This window comes from Microbacterium gallinarum (assembly GCF_014837165.1).
In the GTDB taxonomy this organism is placed as follows: Bacteria; Actinomycetota; Actinomycetes; order Actinomycetales; family Microbacteriaceae; genus Microbacterium; species Microbacterium gallinarum.
The window spans coordinates 110,167-128,712 of sequence record NZ_JACSPM010000002.1 but is presented as its reverse complement, the minus strand read 5'-3'; the positions used below and the strand labels follow the sequence as shown (position 1 = coordinate 128,712).

Below are 18,546 nucleotides of genomic sequence, written 5' to 3'. Positions count from 1 at the left end.
TTCTTTCGCTGTGAGCGCCGGCCCGCGGTCGGCGGTCCTTTCCACGCGAACTAGAATCGTCGGGTGACCGAAACGCCCGACGCCCTCCCCAGCCCCGACGACAGCGACATGCCCGAGGGCACCGTCGACGTTCTGCTGATCGGCGGCGGGATCATGAGCGCGACGCTCGGCACCCTCCTGCAGGAACTGCAGCCGACGTGGAAGATCGCCGTGTTCGAGCGGCTCCACGACGTCGCGCTCGAGAGCTCGAACGCGTGGAACAACGCCGGCACCGGCCACGCCGCGCTGTGCGAGTTGAACTACACGCCCGAGGGCAAGGACGGCTCCGTCGACCCCGCGAAGGCGATCGCCATCAACGAGCAGTTCCAGCAGAGCCGCCAGTTCTGGTCGAAGCTCGTCGACGAGGGCGTGCTCGATGCGCCGTCGACTTTCATCAACTCCACGCCGCATATGACATTCGTCCGCGGCGAGAAGGATGTCGCTTTCCTCAAGAAGCGCTACGAGGTGCTCCGCGAGCAGCCGCTGTTCGCCGGCATCGAGTACAGCGAGGACTCCCGCGTCATCAACTCCTGGGCGCCGCTGCTGATGCAGAAGCGCCGCAAGGGCGAGCCGTTCGCGGCGACGCGCGTGCCGGCCGGCACCGACGTCGACTTCGGCGCCCTGACACGCCAGCTGTTCGACCACCTCGCCGAGAACGGCGCCGACGTGCGCACGAACACCGAGGTGCGTCGCCTCAAGCGCCTGAGCGACGGCTCGTGGCGTGTGAAGTACCGCCGCTCGATCGGCCGCACCCCGGGCGAGATCCGCGCGAAGTTCGTCTTCGTCGGCGCGGGCGGCTGGGCGCTCAAGCTGCTGCAGCGGTCGGGCATCCCGGAGATCTCGGGCTACGGCGTCTTCCCGATCGGCGGCCAGTTCCTCAAGACCACGAACCCGGCACTCGTCGCGCAGCACAAGGCCAAGGTGTACTCGCAGGCGTCGGTGGGCGCGCCGCCGATGTCGGTGCCGCACCTCGACACGCGCGTCGTCGACGGCGAGGCATCCCTCCTCTTCGGGCCGTTCGCCACATTCAGCCCCAAGTTCCTCAAGAACGGCTCGCTGTTCGACATCGTCGGCCAGGTGCGCCCGGGCAACATCGGACCGATGCTGAAGGTCGCGTGGGACAACCCATCGCTCATCACGTATCTCGTCGGCGAACTGGTGAAGGACCACGCCAAGAAGGTCGACAGCCTCCGCACGTTCGTGCCCACCGCCAAGGACGAGGACTGGGAGCTCATTCAGGCCGGCCAGCGCGCCCAGGTCATGAAGAAGGATCCCGAGAAGGGCGGCGTGCTGCAGTTCGGCACCGAGGTCATCACCGGCGCCGACGGCTCGATCGCCGGCCTGCTGGGTGCGTCGCCGGGCGCGTCGACCGCGGTGTCGATCATGCTCGGCCTGCTGAAGACGTGCTTCCCCGACCGGATCGACGGCTGGGAGCCGCGCCTTCGCGAGCTCATCCCGAGCTTCGGCGAGACGCTCAACGCGCGTCCCGACGCCGCCGAAGAGGTGCTGAGCGAGACCGCCGAGGCGCTCGCGCTCACCGCCTAGGCATCCGCGCGCCCCGCGGCGGCGCGTCCTGACGCGGGCCACCGAGCCTGCTGCCCCTATCGTGGGGTTCATGGGGCATCGGGGACGCCTGACGTTGACGACGGTGGCGCTGGCGATCATCGTCGTCGGCGCCGTCCTCGCTGCAGTGCTCGCGCTGGTCGTGACCCGTCCCGCGAGTGAGCCGGCAGCAGTGGCCGGACGCGGAGGGGAGCGCGGCGCGGAGGCGGCCTTCCGCGCCCAGGCGGCCGGCTCGGTCGACGATCTCACCTTCGACTCGTTCGAGGCTGACTACTGGCTCGCCCGCGCCGCCGACGGCAACAGCAGGCTCGTGACGAGCGAGACGATCGTCGCCCGGTTCCCGGAGTTCGACCAGAACAAGGGCATCGTGCGGGCACTGCCTCGCACCGACAGCGGTGTCGACCTCGGCACCGCCGTGGTGGACGTCACCGCCGCCGACGGCGCCCCGATCCCGTGGTGGACCGAGGGCGACGAGGACTGGGTCTACGTGCTCACCGGCGACGACGACTACGTGCGCGGCGTGCAGACCTACGTGATCACCTACCTGCAGCACGACGTCGTGCTGCGCTACGACGACACCGACGCCGACGAGTTCTACTGGGACACCGTCGGCACCGACCACGCGCAGCCCTTCGGCGAGGTGACGGCGCGGGTGCACATCGCCGGGGATGCGGCATCCGGTCTCCTCGAGGGTCGTGCCTTCTGCTACACCGGACCCGCGGGGTCGACCGAGCAGTGCGACATGGCCGGCCCGACGCCCGACGCCGACTGGCCGGACGTCGCGTCGCTGTGGCTCGAACTGCCCATGACGGGGGAATCGGATGCCGTAGCCGTCGCCTTCACCGCCGGCGACCAGAACCTCGGGCCGAACGAGAACGTGACCCTGGCCATCGGGTTCGCGCAGGGCACGTTCGCCGCGCCGTCGCCACCTCCACCACCGCCGTACCCGTGGTGGCAGTGGATCCTCCCCGCGCTCGCCCTGCTGGCCGGCGTGGGCGGGCTCGTGTTCATCCTGGTGGTCGGCGTCGCGGCACGGCGCAATCCCGACGACTCGCCCGTCGTGGTGCAGTACTCACCACCGCCGGACGAGTCGGTCACGCTGTCGGCCGGCGTCCTCGACGTGCCCGAGCGCGCGCTCGCCGCTCACGTCGTCGACCTCGCGGTGCGCGACAAGATCGAGATCCGCGCGACCGGCGACCGCGACGATCCCGAGGACTTCCACCTCGTGCTGATCGACCGCGAGGGGCTCCAGCACGACGACCGCCGCGTGATCGACACGCTGTTCGGCAAGGCGGCCGCGGCCGGGGCCGATGTCGATCTCGGTTCCTTCGCGCGCACGCCGCCCGGCCGCGCCGTCACGTACGTGCGTCGCATCGACACGTTCACGACCCAGCGCGGCTATCGCGCACCGCTGCCGTCCTGGATCAAGACCGTCCGCGGCGCCGTGCAGACCAGCGGTCTGGTGCTCGCACTGCTGCTGATCTTCGTCGGAGACGGCTCGTGGGAGGTGCTCGGGCCGCTCGGCGCCGTGGGGAGCCTCATCTACATCGCCGCGATCGCCAGCGGATTCTTCGCCGGCTTCGGGCTGCCGCTCTTCTCGACGCCGAACACGGTGCTCACGCGCGCGGGCGGCGCTCACCGCACCTACCTCGACGGGATCCGCGCCTACCTGCGCCTGGCGGAAGAGGACCGCCTGCGGGCAGCGCAGGCGCCGCAGACCGCCGATCTGGTCTCGGCGGGCGTGCGCCCCTACGGCGACGCGCCCAACGGGCCGGGTGCCGACGTCGTGAACGTGTACGAGCGCCTCCTGCCCTACGCGGTGCTCTTCGGCATGGAGCGCGAGTGGGTCGGGGTCATCCGCAACGCGGCGCCGGTCGCCGTCGGCGCCGTGCCGCTGTTCGACGCCGTGACGTCCCGTGCGCTGTCGGATGCCTCGCGGTCGATCGGCCGCCTGGCGGCCACACCTGTCTCCAGCGGGCGCTCGAGCGGTGCCCGCTCGTCGTCGGGGTCGGGCTGGTCGTCGTCGGGTGGCTCGTCGGGCGGCGGGTTCTCCGGCGGGGGCGGTGGTGGCGGCGGATTCGGCGGTCGCTGACTTCCGTAGACTCGCCGGGTGGCAAAACTGTACTTCCGCTACGGCGCGATGAACTCCGGCAAGTCGACGTCGCTGCTGCAGGCCGCGTACAACTACGAGGAGCGTGGGCAGCACGTCCTGCTCGCCAAGCCCGAGATCGACACCAAGGGCGCCGATCAGATCGACAGCCGCCTGGGAGTCAAGCGCACGGTCGACTTCCTGATCACCCCTGACGCCGATCTGAGGGCGCTGTTCGCCGAGTACCGGGCGAAGGTGCGGGCGCGGGCCGAGGACGCTCTCATCCCGGAGTCGGCCGCCACCGGCGCCGCTCCGGACGTCGCGTGCCTGCTCATCGATGAAGCGCAGTTCCTCACCCCGACGCAGGTCGACGACCTGCTGCGGATCGTGGTGCTCGATCGGATTCCCGTGTTGGCATACGGCATCCGCACCGACTTCCAGACGCAGGCGTTCCCGGGCTCGCGCCGGCTGCTCGAGCTCGCCCACAGCCTCGAAGAGCTCAAGACGATCTGCCGGTGCGGCCGGAAGGCGCTGTTCAACGCGCGTCTCGTCGGCGGGCGGTTCGTCTTCGACGGCGACCAGGTCGCGATCGACGAGCTGTCGGCCGACCGTGTGACCTACGAGTCGATGTGCGCGGAGTGCTACCTGAGGGAGTCCGGCGGGCGCATCGCGGGCTCCTGACGCCCGCGTAGGCTGAATGCATGCGCGCACTTCTCGCCGGCGGCGCCGGTTATGTCGGGGCCCACACGGCCGTCGCCCTGCTCGAGGCCGGCCACGATGTCGTTCTTCTCGACGACCTCAGCAACGCCTCCGCTGCCGCCGCCGACCGCGTGGCGAAGATCACGGGTCGCTCGGTGCCGCTGGTGGTGGGAGACGCCGCCGACGACGACGTGATCGCCGCCGTCTTCGACGCGCACGGACCCTTCGACGCGATCGTGCACCTTGCGGCGTTCAAGGCCGTCGGAGAGTCGACCCAGAAGCCGCTCGAGTACTACGACAACAACCTCAACACCACGTTCGCCCTGCTGCGCGTGGGCATCGCGCGCGGCATCCGCTCGTTCCTCTTCTCGAGCACCGGAACGGTCTACTCCGACCCGGCCGATCTGCCGTTCACCGAAGAGTCGAAGACGAGCGTCGATCTCTCGAACGCGTACAGCAAGTCCAAGCGCATGAACGAGGTGGTGCTCGAGGACGTCGCGCGGGTGAACCCCGGCCTCGACGTGACGGTGCTGCGCTACTTCAACCCGGTCGGCGCTCACCCGAGCGGGCTCATCGGCGAAGACCCCAAGGGCATCCCGAACAACCTCATGCCGTACGTCCAGCGCGTGGCGATCGGCGATCTCGACCGCGTCGGCGTGTTCGGAACCGACTACGACACGCCCGACGGCACCGGACTGCGCGATTACATCCACGTCGTCGACCTGGCCGAGGGGCACGTCGCCGCCCTCGAGAAGGGTGCGCCCGGCTACGCGGTGTACAACCTCGGCACGGGAGAGCCGGTCAGCGTGCTGCAGCTCGTCGCGTCGTTCGAGGAGGCCGTGGGCCGCGAGTTCCGCAAGGAGATGCTCGCCCGTCGCCCCGGAGACGTCGCCGCGACCTACTGCGACCCGTCGAAGGCCGAGCGCGAGCTGGGCTGGAAGGCCAGGCTCACGATCGACGACGCATCACGCGATGCGTGGAAGTGGCAGTCGCAGAACCCGCGGGGGTTCGAGGGCGACTGACGCTCGACGCGGATGTCCGCGCGTCAGGCCGTCTCAGGGGCCTCCGACCTGCCGCGCCGGCGCGCGGGGAGCGGGATGAGCATCGACGTCGAGCGCTTGTAGTCGGCGTACGCGGGATACTTCGACGCCGTGATGGACTCGGTGAAGATCGTCGAGCCGATGAAGAGGACGGTCAGCAGCGCGGCACCCGCGATCGTCCAGTTGAGCGCGCCGCCCCACACCCCGAGTCCCGCCGCGACGGCCGCCGTCGCCCCGATCCCGTAGAACGCCCACCACTGCGCCTGCTCGAAGAAGAAGTTCGGGTGGCGGCTGTAGGCGAACATGCCGGTCGTGAGGAAGCCGGGCTCGAGCGTGCCGCCCGCGGCCTTCTTGGCCCGGTGGAAATTCCACTGCTGCTGGTCCGCGACGAACTCGCCGACCAGGAACGCGGCGAAGAGCGCGGCGAACGCGGCATCCCATCCCGTGAAGGGGAGCGGATGCTGGTACGCGACGTACGCGGGGAGCGTGATGAGCACGAGCAGGGCGTTCTGGTAGAGCACGATGAAGAGCAGGTTGAAAACCTGGAACTGCCAGGGCTTCATGCGCCCGCGCAGGATCGCCCACCGGTAGTCCTCCATGCCGGCGTAGCCGCCCTTGCGGGCGAAGTTGAACGTGAGGCGCGCACCCCACGCCGTGACGAGCACGGCCATGACGATCAGACGGGTGGGGTCGCCCCCGCCGACGACCCAGTCGGGCTGGGTGCCCGCCGACACGATCTCGCCCCCCGCGGCGATGCCGGCGACGGCGAAGATCCAGACGTAGACGACCGGGACGACCGACCAGAGGCGGTCGACCCACGAGGTGTCCTTCGTGATGAGGGAAGCGATCCAGCAGAAGGCGCAGGCCACGCCCGCGACGATGATGACGAGGAGGAGCGGATCCATGCGGTCAGGGTAGCGCTTGAACGTGGTCGGACCACACGTTACTGTGGTCTGACCATAGGAGGTGACCGTGACCGAGACCCGCGCATGGCAGCTCGTGCTCGAACGCATCGAGACCGATCTGCTCGACGGCAGGCTCCGACCCGGCGATCGCCTCCCGCCCGAGCGCGAGCTCGCGACCACGCTGGGTGTCGGGCGCTCGAGTGTGCGCGAGGCGCTGCGGGTGCTCGAGGTCATGGGACTCATCCGCACCGGGACGGGCTCCGGCCCCTCCTCGGGCGCGATCATCATCGCCACGCCCCAGGGCGGCATGTCGGCGCTGCTCCGCTTGCAGGTGGCGGCACAGGGCTTCCCCCTCGACGACGTCGTGCGCACGCGCCTCGTGCTCGAGTCCGCCGTCGTCGAGACGCTCGCCTCCGACGCGGCGCGCGACACCAGCGCTGCGCGCGCGGTGGCGGACGCCATGGACGCCGGCGACCTCACCCCCGCCGAGTTTCTCGCGCTGGATGCCCAGCTGCACCTTGCGCTGGCCGAGGCATCCGGCAACGTCGTGATCGCCGCGATGATGGCGGGCCTGCGGACGGCGATCGAGTCGTACGTGCAGGCGGGCGCGGAGCGGATCTCGGAGTGGGATGCCGCGGCCGCGCGCCTGCGGACCGAGCACCGCGCGATCATCGACGCGATCGACGCCGGCGACGCCGGCACGGCCGGCACCCTCCTCCACGACCACATCACCGGGTACTACGCCGAGGCCGGCCTCGCCCGAGTGAGCGACTGACCTCGCCACCCCTCGACCCAGATGGAAGGCACGCCCATGGTCCAGCGTCAGCTGCCCCAGCCCGCCGAGCTGCTCGAGTTGATGCAGTTCAAGAAGCCGGAGTTCAACGGGCGCACGCGCCGGCTGTCGTCGGCGCTGACGATCTACGACCTGCGCGCGATCGCGAAGCGCCGCACGCCGAAGGCGGCGTTCGACTACACCGACGGCGCGGCCGAAGGGGAGCTCTCGCTGTCGCGCGCGCGGCAGGCGTTCGAGGACATCGAGTTCCACCCGGGCGTGCTGCGTCCGGCGCCCGAGCTGGACACTTCGGTGGAGATCCTGGGGGGCCCGAGTGCTCTGCCGTTCGGCATCGCACCGACCGGGTTCACCCGGCTGATGCAGACCGAGGGCGAGGTGGCGGGTGCGTCCGCGGCCGGTGCCGCGGGCATCCCGTTCACGCTGTCGACGCTCGGCACCACATCGATCGAAGGGGTGAAGGAGGCGAACCCGCACGGGCGCAACTGGTTCCAGCTGTACGTGATGCGCGATCGTGAGATCTCGTATGCACTGGCGCAGCGGGCCGCGGCATCCGGCTTCGACACCCTGCTCTTCACCGTGGACACCCCCGTGGCGGGTGCGCGGCTGCGTGACAAGCGCAACGGATTCTCCATCCCGCCGCAGCTCACCCTCGGCACGATCGTCAACGCGATCCCGCGGCCGTGGTGGTGGTTCGACTTCCTCACCACTCCCAAGCTCGAGTTCGCGTCGCTGTCGTCGACCGGCGGCACCGTGGGCGAGCTGCTCGACGCAGCGATGGACCCGACGATCGGCTACGACGACCTCGCGGTGATCCGTGACCTGTGGCCGGGAAAGATCGTCGTCAAGGGCGTGCAGACCGTCGAGGACTCGGTGCGGCTCATCGACGCCGGCGTCGACGGCATCGTGCTGTCGAACCACGGCGGCCGTCAGCTCGACCGCGCGCCGATCCCGTTCCACCTGCTGCCGAAGGTCGTGCGCGAGGTCGGCGAGGACGCCACCGTGATGATCGACACCGGCATCATGAACGGTGCCGATATCGTCGCCTCCATCGCCCTCGGCGCCAAGTTCACCCTCATCGGCCGCGCCTACCTCTACGGCCTGATGGCGGGCGGCCGGCAGGGCGTGGACCGCACCATCGCGATCCTGCGCAGCGAGATCGAGCGGACCATGAAGCTGCTCGGCGTCTCGTCCCTGGCGGAGCTCGAGCCCCGGCACGTCACGCAGCTGCAGCGGCTGGTCCCGGTCGGCTCGCCGACGGCGCCCTCGGCGCCGGCGTCGCCCGCGCGCACGCGCCGGCCGACGAAGGCGGGTGCGGCGAAGACCCCGACGCGGGTGGGCGCGGCGAACGGGTCACGCGCGGCAGACGGGTCACGCTCGGCGAACCCTGCGCCGCCCGACATCGAGGTCACGGGCGACTGACGTCCCCGTCACGGGCGGGCGCTCATGCGCGGCCAGTCGAGCGCCCGTCCTCAGGCGGTGGGGCGCTCGGGGAGGGTCGGGATGAGCGCCTCGAGGAACGTGGCGGTGTCTTCCCAGCCGTCGACTGCGTGGCAGGTCACGCCCATCGCGAGCACGGGGTAGTCGTTGCCGTCGGGGTCGAGACGGTCGCCGACGAACAGCATGTCATCGAGCGGGATGCCGGTCTGCTCGGCCAGCTGGCGCATGCCGTACGCCTTGTCGATGCCGCGGTGGGTGATGTCGACCGACGTCGAGCCGCCGGAGCGCACCTCGAGGTCGGGGATGCGCTCGGCCACGGCGGCGCGCAGCAGGCTCTTCTTCTCGCCGGTCGGGTCCCACGCCGTCTTGGCGTGCAGCGGCGCGCGCTGGCCGAGCGCCGAAAAGGTGATCTGCGAACCGCGGTCCTCGAGGATGTCGCCCCAGGTCTCAGCCTCCCAGAGTCCGAGACGGCGAGCCTCGCCCTCGACGGCGGTGAGCGCGCGCATCTTCTGGTCGTCGGTCAGGCTGTGCGCGTAGACCGTCGTCACACCGTCCTCGGTGAGGCGGTAGTACTGCGTGCCGCAGGTGGGCAGCAGGTGCAGTCGCGAGAGCGCGGCGGCGGAGGCATCCGGAAGCCGGTCGACGACCTGCGTCGTGAACTGCGCGAGCTGACCGCCCGAGATGATCGCGACCTCGACCCGCTCCGCGAGTGCGACGAGCAGTTCGCCGATGCGCGGATCGATCTGGCTCTTCGAGGGGGCCAGGGTGTCGTCGAGGTCGAAGGCGACGAGGAGGGGAGAGGGTGCTTCGGCCACGTGGTTCTCCTTGCTGGAGTCATGGAAGAGGCTCCGCCTTCCGGCGGAGCCTCTTGTCGGTCGGGGTGACAGGATTTGAACCTGCGGCCTCTTCGTCCCGAACGAAGCGCGCTACCAAGCTGCGCCACACCCCGGTTTGCAACCCCCCGAGTCTACCCGATGGCAGAGGGTGCTCCGAACCGCCGTCGTCGCGGATAGGCGAGCGCGGTCGCGCCCACGGTGACTGCGGTGACTCCGGCCGCGGCGATCGACCGGAGAGCATCGGGCTGCACGCCGGTCAGTGCGAGGCCGGGGCCGTCGGAAGGCGGCGGGGGAGGAGACACGGGTGGGATGAGAGTCGTGGACGGAGTCGGGGTGGGCGTGGGCTCCGGGGTGGGGGTGGGTGTGGGTTGCGGAGTGGGCGTCGGTGTCGGTTCGGGGGTGGGTGTGGGAGTCGGCGGCGGAACGACGATCGACGTCTCGTCGGCCACGCCGCACTCACCGAGGTGGACGACCGCGCCCTCCGCGTCGAGCGCCCGCTCCTGCCAGTAGTACGTGCCCACGTCCGCGACCGCTGGCGCGGTCACCGTGACCTCACCAGGCTCGGTGATGCGGTGCAGGGGTGATTCCCAGATCAGACGCTCCTCCACACACGTCTGTGCGGCCGCCACGCCGTCCTCGGCGAGATATAGCGCCGATCCGACGTCGAGCCCGACCGCGGGCAGTGGGTCGCCCACGATGATCGTGTCGCTCACCGTCTCGCCCGCGGTTGCCGACGACTGAGCGCGTGACGAGACGTCGGGCACCATGGTCATCTGGGTGGCGACGCCGAACCGCTCCTCCCACACGTACCCGTCGGGCAGCCGCAGCGCCCCGGGGTCGGGCTGGGCGGAGGCGGCGATCTCCCAGACGGCGACGTAGAAGCCCGGCTCGTCCGCTCTCCACTCGGAGATCAGCCGATACGGCGCTTGGGGCCCGATCGCCGGATCTGTGACGAGCTCCAGCTCTCCGATCGCCACCGCAGAAGAGGGGACCTCCGCGGTCTCCTGCGGCTGCTTCGTCGTGCGGTAGACGGTGGCGGTCGCCCGCAGCGGCAGATACGACCCACGCTCGTCACGCGGCCACTCGCCTTCGGCGACGTGGACGGTGACGTCGTCGATGAACGGCCCGCCCGCGGCGTATGCCGCCGTCACCTGGGTGGAGATCTCGGGCACGAAGCCGGCTGCGCGGGGAACGGCATCCTTTCCCTTCACGGTGAAGGAGGTGCGCCCTCCGGGTCCGGCGGTGTCTTGACCCCCAGACGTCGTGAAGTACCGCACGGCGGCGGCGAGTCCTGCGTCGAACCGACCGGAACCGGCCACCGTATGCGGACGGCCGGGCTTGCCCGCCGCAGACCGGATGGGGTACGCGATCCCCGCGGCGGCGCCGGTGAGCGTGTCGGTGCCGGTCGCAGCGAAGACCGCGCCGTCCAGCGTCAGAGTGCCTTTCGCCGTGGCGGCGTTCGTGCGCACCGTCACCGTTCCGAGCATGTGGTCGGCGGAGTCCGTGGTGAACACGAGCTCCCCCCTCGGCGCCGCAGGCGCGCTGACACGGCGAGCTTCGTCGTAGTACGCCACCGAGCGCTTCTGGATCTCGGCGTTGTGACGCGGCGAGAGGGCGGAGAACGTCCAGTTGATCGCGCCCGCGAGGGAGTTGCCGCGATATCCGTAGTGGTGGATCGCGGCGTCCCAGTCGGCGATCGCCCTCACCGCCCATGCCACCGACGCGGCCTGCACCGGATCGGTCGTCTGACCGTACGTCGTGACGAGGTGGTTGATGCCCGCGAGCTGCTGCGCGCTGAGCCCCCGCACCGACGTGCGCACGCCGCGGTCGGTCGTCGGCCCGGTCGGCGCAGGAGCCCCGGGGAGGATGCAGTACGTGTGCACGCCGCCGACGAGCATCGAGCCGTGCCAGCCGTAGGCCGACACGGGCTGCCAGGCACCGAACCCCGACCCGCGCGACGCTGCCTGCGCGGGGCCGGCGGGCACGAGCACCATCGCCGCGATCACGGCGGCGATGAGCGCCAGGACGATGAGCAGGGCAGGGCGGGAGTGTGCGTGCGGGGCGTGGTCCATGTCGACTCCTCGTATCGAGACGTCGACGATCCTCCGCGTTCACACGGGCACGCGATCGAGCACGCGGTAACGCTGTGGTGATGCGCGTACTCGGAGCAGCTGGGGAGGAGGCGATGCCCAGAGGCGGGCTCCTCAGCCCGCGGCGGTGAGGGTGATCAGGGAGGCCTCGGGCCGGCACGCGAACCGCACCGGCGCGTAGATCGAGTGGCCGAGGCCGGCACTCACGTTGAGCGGCACCGTGCGATCGAGCCTCGTCCACCGGCTGAGCCCGCGTGCCTGCCGCAGCGGGATGTCGCAGTTGGCGACGAGCGCCGCAGGGGAGCCCGGGATGCGCACCTGCCCGCCATGCGTGTGCCCGGCGAAGATCATGTCGGCGCCGAGGTCGACGAAGTCGTCGAGCACACGGCGGTACGGGGCGTGCGTGACGCCGATCATGGGCACGGCGGGGTCCTCGTCGCGCAGCTCCTCGATCAGATCGGGGAGGACGTCCAGACGGTCCCATCCGCGGTGCGCGTCGCTGACCCCGAAGGCGTCGATCCGCTGCCCTGCGACCTCGAGCGCGCCGACCGCGTTATTGAGGTCGAGCCAGCCGAGTTCCTCGGCCAGATACCCGTCGAGGGCCTGCGTGTCGAGCGGCTCCCACGAACGGTCGGCTCCGCCCTTCGAGGGGCCCACGAAGTACTTGAACGGGTTCCGGGGTGAGGGAGCGACGTGGTCGTTCGATCCGTGCACGAACACGCCGGGGATGCCGTGCAGCGGGTCGAAGGCCCGGCGCAGGCCGCGCAGGCCGTGCTCGTGGCCGATGTTGTCGCCCGTGTTCACGACGAGATCGGGCTCGAGCTCCGCGAGGGCCGCCATCCACTGCTGCTTGCGACGCTGCCACGGTGCCATGTGGGCGTCGGACAGATGCAGCACGCGCAGCGGCGCGGCGCCGGCGGGAAGGATCGGCACCTCATGGAACCGGACGGTGAAGAGGTACCGCTCGATGCCGATGCCCCAGATCGCCGCCGCCACGCCGACCGCCCCCACCGCGCCGAGCGCGGTGAGGGCGGTGCGTGGAGCGCTGGACGCCACTACCCGTCGTTCCCGCGGCCGTTGCCTCCGCCGCAGTCGGGCGCGGAGTAGTTCACCTTGATCGAGGCGTTGCGGTTGGTGACCGTGCCCGCACGCGGATCGGTGCCTGTCACGCTGCCCTGGGGATCGGCGCCCTCCGCCTCCGTGCAGCTTCCGGCCTGCACGTTGCCGAATCCAGCCTGCCGCAACTGCGCGATCGCGCGTTCGACACCCATTCCGCTCACGTCAGGCAGGCCGATGCCCTGACCGTTGCTGGGGCTGATCGTGACCGTCGACCCGCCCGCGACCCTGCCGGGCCCCGGGTTCTGGGCGGCGATGACGCCCGCCGGACGGTCGGAGTCGACCGGCGCGCCCACATTGACCGGGAAGCCGCGGTTCTGGAGCGTCGCCTTGGCCTCGTCGACGGACATACCGACCACGTCGGGCAGCTCGGTGAGGATGAACTTCGTCAGCTCGGCGTCAGCCTGGGCGAACCGGTCGCCGCCATACGCGGCGTTGGCCGCGGCCTGCGTACGCCTGACGAGCTGGTAGCGGACGTCGGAGAGTCGATTTCCGTTCGGCCAGGACTTGAATACGTCCCCGCCACCGTCGGCGTTGCCCACCCACGCGAGAGTGGCGACCTTGGTGCTCGACTCGACGAGCCAGGTCTGGATCTCCTCGTGCGTTCCGGTCTTGCCGATGAGAGGCGTGCCGTCGTAGGGGTTTCCGCCGGAACCGGTGCCGCCGTTCATAACACCCTGGAGCGCATACGCGGCCGTGGCAGCGACCTTCGGCTCGAGCACAGGTGTGCAGCTGCGCTGCGGCTTCGGGAGGTCGTTGCCGTCGGCGTCTGTCACGCGGTCGATCGCCTGCGGCTGGCAGTACACGCCGTTGTTCGCCACCGTCGCGTAGGCGCTGGCCATGGCGAGCGGCGAGACCGGGTTGGTGCCGATGACCGAGTTCAGGTTGGTCATGGCGACCTCGTTGCCGTTCGCCTGCGTCACGCCCATGCGGGTGGCGACCTTCTTGATGTCGCAGAGGTCGAGCTTCTCAGCCATCGCGAAGAAGCCGGTGTTCGTCGACTGCGCCGTGAATCGCATCGGGGTGGAGACCATGCCGCCCTGGCCGCCGAAGTTCTTGACGAGGACGTTGCCCTGGTTGTACCAGTCGCCCTCGCACGAGTTCGTCATCTTCTTGAAGACGCGGGTCGTGCCGTTGAGCGTCTCGTTGACGGAGTGGCCCTGCTCGAGCCAGTCGATGAGGGTGAAGAGCTTGAAGGTCGAGCCCGCGGGGAACCCGCCGGAACGGCCGAACGTGGTGTCGCCGGCGAAGACCAGCGAGGCGTAATTGGGATCGCTCGCGACCGAGGCGTCCTCGCTGAACTTCGTGTTCTGCGCGATCGCCAGGATGCGGCCCGTCGTCGCCTCGACACTGACCACGGTCGACCCCAGGCGGCCCTTGGAGGGGACGGTGCGGCCGGTCGGCATGTCGTAGGACGACGGGACCAGCTCGCTCATGGCGGTCTGCGCCTCCGACTGCACACGCGAGTCGAGGGTCGTGTAGACGTTCAGTCCGCCTCGCGACAGGAGCTCCCGTCGCTCTTCCTCCGTCTCGCCGAAGGCGGGGTCGTTGAGGATGACGTACTTCACGTACTGGCAGAAGTACGCGGCGCCACCGGCAGCCTGGCAGCCGGTCTTTGGCGGGTTGATCGCCGGCGTGATCGGCCAGGCCGCGGCCTCGACGTACTGCTCGCGCGTGATCTTGCCGTCGTCCAGCATGCGGCTGAGCACATAGAGCTGACGCACCTTCGTCGAGGTGTAGCCGTCGGCGGCCGCGAGACGCTGCTCGTCGGTGATCTCGCCGGACTCGACGAGCTGGTCGAGCACGCGGATGTTCGCGCCCTCGTCGATGACGCCGTCGGCCGCCTTGTTGAAAGCGGTGCCGTCAGAGCCGAAGATCGACCCGCCGGGCTTGTCGATGCGGTAGTTGTTCGGGTTCTGCACCATGCCGGCGAGCGTGGCCGCCTGGGCGATGGTCAGCTTCGCCGCGGTGGTGCTGAAGTAGTAGCGAGCGGCAGCCTCGACGCCGTACGTCGTGCCGCCGAAGTTGGCGATGTTGAAGTAGCCGAGGAGGATCTCCTCCTTCGAGTACTTCTGCTCGAGGGCGATCGCGTAGCGCATCTCCTGCAGCTTGCGCATGTAGCCTTCGTCGTCCTTCGCGGTGGTCGCAGCGACCCAGCAGTCCTGAAGGGCCTGCTCCCGCGAGATCTGGACGATCTCGCCGTTCTCGTCCTCTTCCTCGTGCGCTTCGGCGTTCTGCTCGCACTTCTGGATGAGGACGTTCTTGACGTACTGCTGGCTGATCGTCGATCCACCCTGCGTCTCGCCGCCGCCCTGCGCGTTCGACAGGATGGCGCGGGTGGTGCCGATGAGGTCGACGCCGCCGTGCTGGAAGTACCGCGGGTCCTCACTGGAGAGGATGGCGTCGTACATGACCGGGGAGACCTGGTCGTACGTGACCGGGGTGCGGTCCTGCTCGAGGAACTTCGCCAGCAGCACCGGCTTCTTGGTCTCGGGGTCCGTCGCGTAGAAGTTGCTGGGCAGCATGAGATCGTCGATCTCGAGAACGCTCGGGAGGTTGTCGAACATCGTGATGGCGCTGGTCGCAGCGGCACCAGACAGCGCGATAGCGGGGGTCACCGTGGCGGCGACCAGAACACCCGCGACTGCGCTGAGGCCGACGACGCCGGTGATCCCACCGAGCACACCGCTAGCCGTTCGTTTGTTATCAGGCATAGGGTTGATCGTAAGGGAATTACCTGGGCGATTCCCTGACGGACGTGCGCCCACGCGGGTGTTTCCCAGCCTTCACCAGCCCGTTTCCGCTCGCCGACTCGAGGAGCCGCGATGACGACGTGGGAGTATCTCACCACGCCCCTTCTGATCCACAACACCGCTGCGATCCTCAACAACTGGGGCAAGCAGGGCTGGGAGCTCGTGCAGGTCGTGCCGGGCCCCGAAGGAGGCCTCGTGGCGTATCTCAAGCGCCCGGCCGGCGGTGGAGCCCAGAATGCCGGATTGGATGCCGCGGCCCAGGCATCCCGGCAGTTCGAGGGGAACTGATCCCATGACCGTCTCCCAGAAGCTCGCCGATCTCGGCATCGATCTCCCCGACGTCGTGCCGCCGGTCGCCGCGTACGTGCCTGCCAAGGCGCACGGCGACCTCGTCTTCACCGCAGGCCAGCTGCCGATGGTCTCGGGCGCGCTGCCCGCGACCGGCAAGGTCGGCGACGGGCACGGCCTCGTGCCGGCAGGCGACGCGAAGGCCTATGCGCGCCAGTGCGCTCTCAACGCCATCGCCGCAGCCGCCGCCGCGGTCGGCGGGGTGGACCGCCTCACCGGAGTCGTGAAGGTCACCGGGTTCGTGGCATCCGTCCCCGAGTTCAGCGGTCAGCCCGGCGTCATCAACGGCGCGAGCGAGCTGCTCGGCGAGGTCTTCGGCGAGGCCGGCCGCCACGCGCGGTCCGCGGTCGGCGTGCCCGTGCTGCCGCTCGACGCCCCCGTCGAGGTCGAGGTCGTCTTCTCCTTCGCCTGACCCACCCCGCGAGACGTCACTTCTGCACCGAGACTGCACGCGCGGGACGCCGTCTCGCCGCAGAAGTGCAGTCTCGCGAGAAGTGGGAGCGCCCGGGCCGGGCGGGGAACGCCTCGGCGGCGCGCCATCAGGGGGCGGCGACGCGCGCAAGCGCTGCGAGCAGGGGCGGAGGCATCCGCTCCACGGGCATCGCCTCGACCAGGATGCGGGCGTACCGCAGCTTCCGGCGTGAGCGAGCCCTCGAGGGCGTGCCGGGCGAGTTCGCGCCGCCGCTCGCGCATCACCTGACCTGGGCGGAGATGACGCTCATCACGGCGGTGTCGGCAAGGGTCGTGGTGTCGCCGACCTCGCGGCCCTCGGCGACGTCCCGCAGCAGACGGCGCATGATCTTGCCCGACCGGGTCTTCGGCAGCTCGCCGACGATGTAGACGTCGCGCGGGCGGGCGATCGGCCCGATCTGCTCGCCGACCCACTGGCGCAGCGCCTGCGCGAGGCCGTCCGGAGCGTGCGCGGACAGGTACGACTGCTTGATGATCACGAACGCCACGACCGCCTGTCCGGTCGTCTCGTCGGACGCACCGACGACCGCGGCCTCGGCGACCGCCTCGTTTCCGACCAGCGCCGACTCGATCTCGGTCGTCGAGAGGCGGTGGCCCGACACGTTCATCACGTCGTCGACGCGGCCGAGCAGCCACACGTCGCCGTCGTCGTCGAGACGCGCGCCGTCGCCGGCGAAGTAGAAGCCCTGCTTCTGGAACTTGTCCCAGTACGTCTCGACGAACCGCTCCGGGTCGCCCCAGATCCCGCGCAGCATCGACGGCCACGGCTCGGTGAGCACGAGCAGCCCGCCGTTGCCGTTGCCGACGTGCGAGCCGTCCTCGTCGACGACGTCGATCGAGATGCCGGGAAGCGGCACCTGCGCAGACCCCGGCTTGGTCTCAGTCACGCCCGGGAGCGCAGAGATCATGGCCGCGCCGGTCTCGGTCTGCCACCACGTGTCGACGATCGGAGCGGTCTTGCCGCCGATGATCTTGCGGTACCACATCCACGCCTCGGGGTTGATCGGCTCGCCGACCGAGCCGAGCAGACGCAGCGACGACAGGTCGAACTGCTTCGGCACCGAGCGGCCGATCTTCATGAACGAGCGGATGGCCGTGGGCGCGGTGTAGAGGATGGTGACGCCGTACTTCTGCACGATCTCCCACCAGCGGCCGGGATGCGGGGTGTCGGGGGTTCCTTCGTACAGCACCTGCGTGGCGCCGTTGGCCAGCGGGCCGTACGTGACATAGGTGTGGCCGGTGACCCAGCCGATGTCGGCCGTGCACCAGAACACGTCGGTCTCGGGGTGGATGTCGTGCACGACCCGGTTCGTGAACGCGGCCTGCGTGAGGTAGCCGCCGGACGTGTGGAGGATGCCCTTGGGCTTTCCGGTCGTGCCCGACGTGTAGAGGATGAACAGCGGGTTCTCGGACGGGAACGCTTTCGCCTCATGCTCGCCGGACGCCTGCGGCACGACGTCGTGCCACCACAGGTCGCGGCCGTCGGTCCAGTCCACGTCGTTGCCGCCGCGCTGGACGACGAGCACGTGCTCGACGGTCTCCTGCACCCCCTGACCGCGGTCGGCGAGGGCGAGGTCGACCGCCGGCTTCAGCGGGGAGACCTTGCCCTTGCGGTAGCCGCCGTCGGCGGTGATGACGAGCTTGGCGCCGGCGTCGTCGATGCGCGCCCGCAGGCTGTCGGCCGAGAAGCCGCCGAACACGACGGAGTGGATCGCGCCGATGCGCGCCACCGCGAGCATGGCGGCGACGGCCTCGGGGATCATCGGCATGTAGATGGCGACGCGGTCGCCGTGCCCGATGCCGAGCCCTTCCAGCACGTTCGCGAGGCGCTTGACCTCATCGGTGAGCTCAGCGTAGGTGACGCGGCGGTCGTCGCCGGGCTCGCCCTCCCAGAGCAGGGCGACGCGGTTGCCGTTGCCCGCCTCGACGTGACGGTCGAGGCAGTTGTACGCCACGTTGAGCTCGCCGTCGGCGAACCACTCGGCGAACGGCGGGTTCGACCAGTCGAGAACCTTCGTGAAGGGGGTGTGCCAGTGCAGCTCGCGCGCCTGGTCCGCCCAGAAGCCCTCGCGGTCGGCGGCGGCGCGCTCGTAGAGGTCCGCGGCGGCGACGGCGTTCGCGGCGAAATCCTCCGACGGCGCGAACCGGCGATCCTCGTTCAGCAGGTGGTCGATCTGGCTGCTCATTGAGCACGCTCCTTTGCGCGAGTGGGCGATGCCGGGACTCCGGCGAGTCTGACGAGAAATGTAGTTCCGGCTCGGCGGAGTGACTACCCCCGTTAGTAGGGGCCTCGAATTTTTCGACTCGACCGATATATGAGTGAGAAGGCTCTCATGAACTGTTTTGCGCGGACCCCTTCCTCACATA

14 protein-coding genes and 1 tRNA gene are annotated in these 18,546 nt (G+C 69.8%); 8 read left to right on the top strand and 7 right to left on the bottom strand.

Annotation, left to right across the window (positions count from 1 at the left end; translation table 11 throughout):
* The first annotated feature begins 108 nt into the window (after nt 1-108).
* The 4 genes from H9622_RS07470 to galE all read left to right on the top strand — a co-directional run bounded on the left by H9622_RS07470 (nt 109) and on the right by galE (nt 5,412).
* A complete protein-coding gene (locus tag H9622_RS07470; RefSeq protein WP_191766121.1) occupies nt 109-1,584 on the top strand; it encodes a malate:quinone oxidoreductase in 1,476 nt (491 codons plus the stop codon).
* Nucleotides 1,585-1,654: 70 nt separating this feature from the next.
* The gene (locus H9622_RS07465) at nt 1,655-3,694 is read left to right on the top strand and encodes a DUF2207 domain-containing protein (RefSeq protein ID WP_191765776.1); all 2,040 of its coding nucleotides are present in this window, start codon (nt 1,655-1,657) and stop codon (nt 3,692-3,694) included.
* A gap of 18 nt (nt 3,695-3,712) precedes the next feature.
* On the top strand, nt 3,713-4,372 hold the full coding sequence (locus H9622_RS07460) for a thymidine kinase (protein ID WP_191765775.1): 660 nt from the start codon (nt 3,713-3,715) through the stop codon (nt 4,370-4,372).
* A 20-nt stretch (nt 4,373-4,392) separates the two neighbouring features.
* The gene (galE, locus tag H9622_RS07455) at nt 4,393-5,412 is read left to right on the top strand and encodes a UDP-glucose 4-epimerase GalE (RefSeq protein ID WP_191765774.1); all 1,020 of its coding nucleotides are present in this window, start codon (nt 4,393-4,395) and stop codon (nt 5,410-5,412) included.
* A 23-nt stretch (nt 5,413-5,435) separates the two neighbouring features.
* On the opposite strand, the gene H9622_RS07450 is transcribed toward galE, so the two are convergent.
* Nucleotides 5,436-6,335, bottom strand: coding sequence for a DUF1295 domain-containing protein (locus H9622_RS07450; protein WP_191765773.1), 900 nt, complete (start codon nt 6,333-6,335; stop codon nt 5,436-5,438).
* 67 nt (nt 6,336-6,402) lie between these two features.
* Here H9622_RS07450 and H9622_RS07445 point away from each other — a divergent pair, with 67 nt between their 5' ends.
* Both H9622_RS07445 and H9622_RS07440 read left to right on the top strand, forming a co-directional pair.
* Nucleotides 6,403-7,110, top strand: coding sequence for a FadR/GntR family transcriptional regulator (locus tag H9622_RS07445; protein ID WP_318247059.1), 708 nt, complete (start codon nt 6,403-6,405; stop codon nt 7,108-7,110).
* Between the two features lie 36 nt (nt 7,111-7,146).
* Nucleotides 7,147-8,547: an alpha-hydroxy acid oxidase gene (locus tag H9622_RS07440; RefSeq protein WP_225221823.1), complete on the top strand. Its 1,401-nt coding sequence runs from the start codon at nt 7,147-7,149 to the stop codon at nt 8,545-8,547.
* Nucleotides 8,548-8,597: 50 nt separating this feature from the next.
* Here H9622_RS07440 and H9622_RS07435 read toward each other — a convergent pair whose 3' ends face one another.
* The 5 genes from H9622_RS07435 to H9622_RS07415 form a co-directional block, all read right to left on the bottom strand.
* Complete coding sequence (locus H9622_RS07435; protein ID WP_191765771.1) at nt 8,598-9,380, bottom strand: HAD-IIB family hydrolase; 783 nt, start codon at nt 9,378-9,380, stop codon at nt 8,598-8,600.
* A gap of 60 nt (nt 9,381-9,440) precedes the next feature.
* A tRNA-Pro gene (locus H9622_RS07430) sits at nt 9,441-9,514 on the bottom strand.
* 18 nt (nt 9,515-9,532) lie between these two features.
* A complete protein-coding gene (locus tag H9622_RS07425) occupies nt 9,533-11,473 on the bottom strand; it encodes a hypothetical protein (protein ID WP_191765770.1) in 1,941 nt (646 codons plus the stop codon).
* A gap of 132 nt (nt 11,474-11,605) precedes the next feature.
* Nucleotides 11,606-12,547, bottom strand: coding sequence for a metallophosphoesterase (locus H9622_RS07420; RefSeq protein WP_191765769.1), 942 nt, complete (start codon nt 12,545-12,547; stop codon nt 11,606-11,608).
* Complete coding sequence (locus H9622_RS07415; RefSeq protein ID WP_191765768.1) at nt 12,547-15,321, bottom strand: transglycosylase domain-containing protein; 2,775 nt, start codon at nt 15,319-15,321, stop codon at nt 12,547-12,549. The genes H9622_RS07420 and H9622_RS07415 overlap by 1 nt, the downstream gene beginning before the upstream one ends.
* Nucleotides 15,322-15,432: 111 nt before the next feature.
* On the opposite strand from H9622_RS07415, the gene H9622_RS07410 reads away from it, so the two are divergent.
* Nucleotides 15,433-15,648, top strand: coding sequence for a DUF4177 domain-containing protein (locus H9622_RS07410; protein ID WP_191765767.1), 216 nt, complete (start codon nt 15,433-15,435; stop codon nt 15,646-15,648).
* Nucleotides 15,649-15,652: 4 nt separating this feature from the next.
* A complete protein-coding gene (locus H9622_RS07405) occupies nt 15,653-16,120 on the top strand; it encodes a RidA family protein (RefSeq protein WP_191765766.1) in 468 nt (155 codons plus the stop codon).
* A gap of 280 nt (nt 16,121-16,400) precedes the next feature.
* Here H9622_RS07405 and acs read toward each other — a convergent pair whose 3' ends face one another.
* Nucleotides 16,401-18,365: an acetate--CoA ligase gene (gene acs, locus H9622_RS07400; RefSeq protein WP_191765765.1), complete on the bottom strand. Its 1,965-nt coding sequence runs from the start codon at nt 18,363-18,365 to the stop codon at nt 16,401-16,403.
* Nucleotides 18,366-18,546 lie beyond the last annotated feature (181 nt).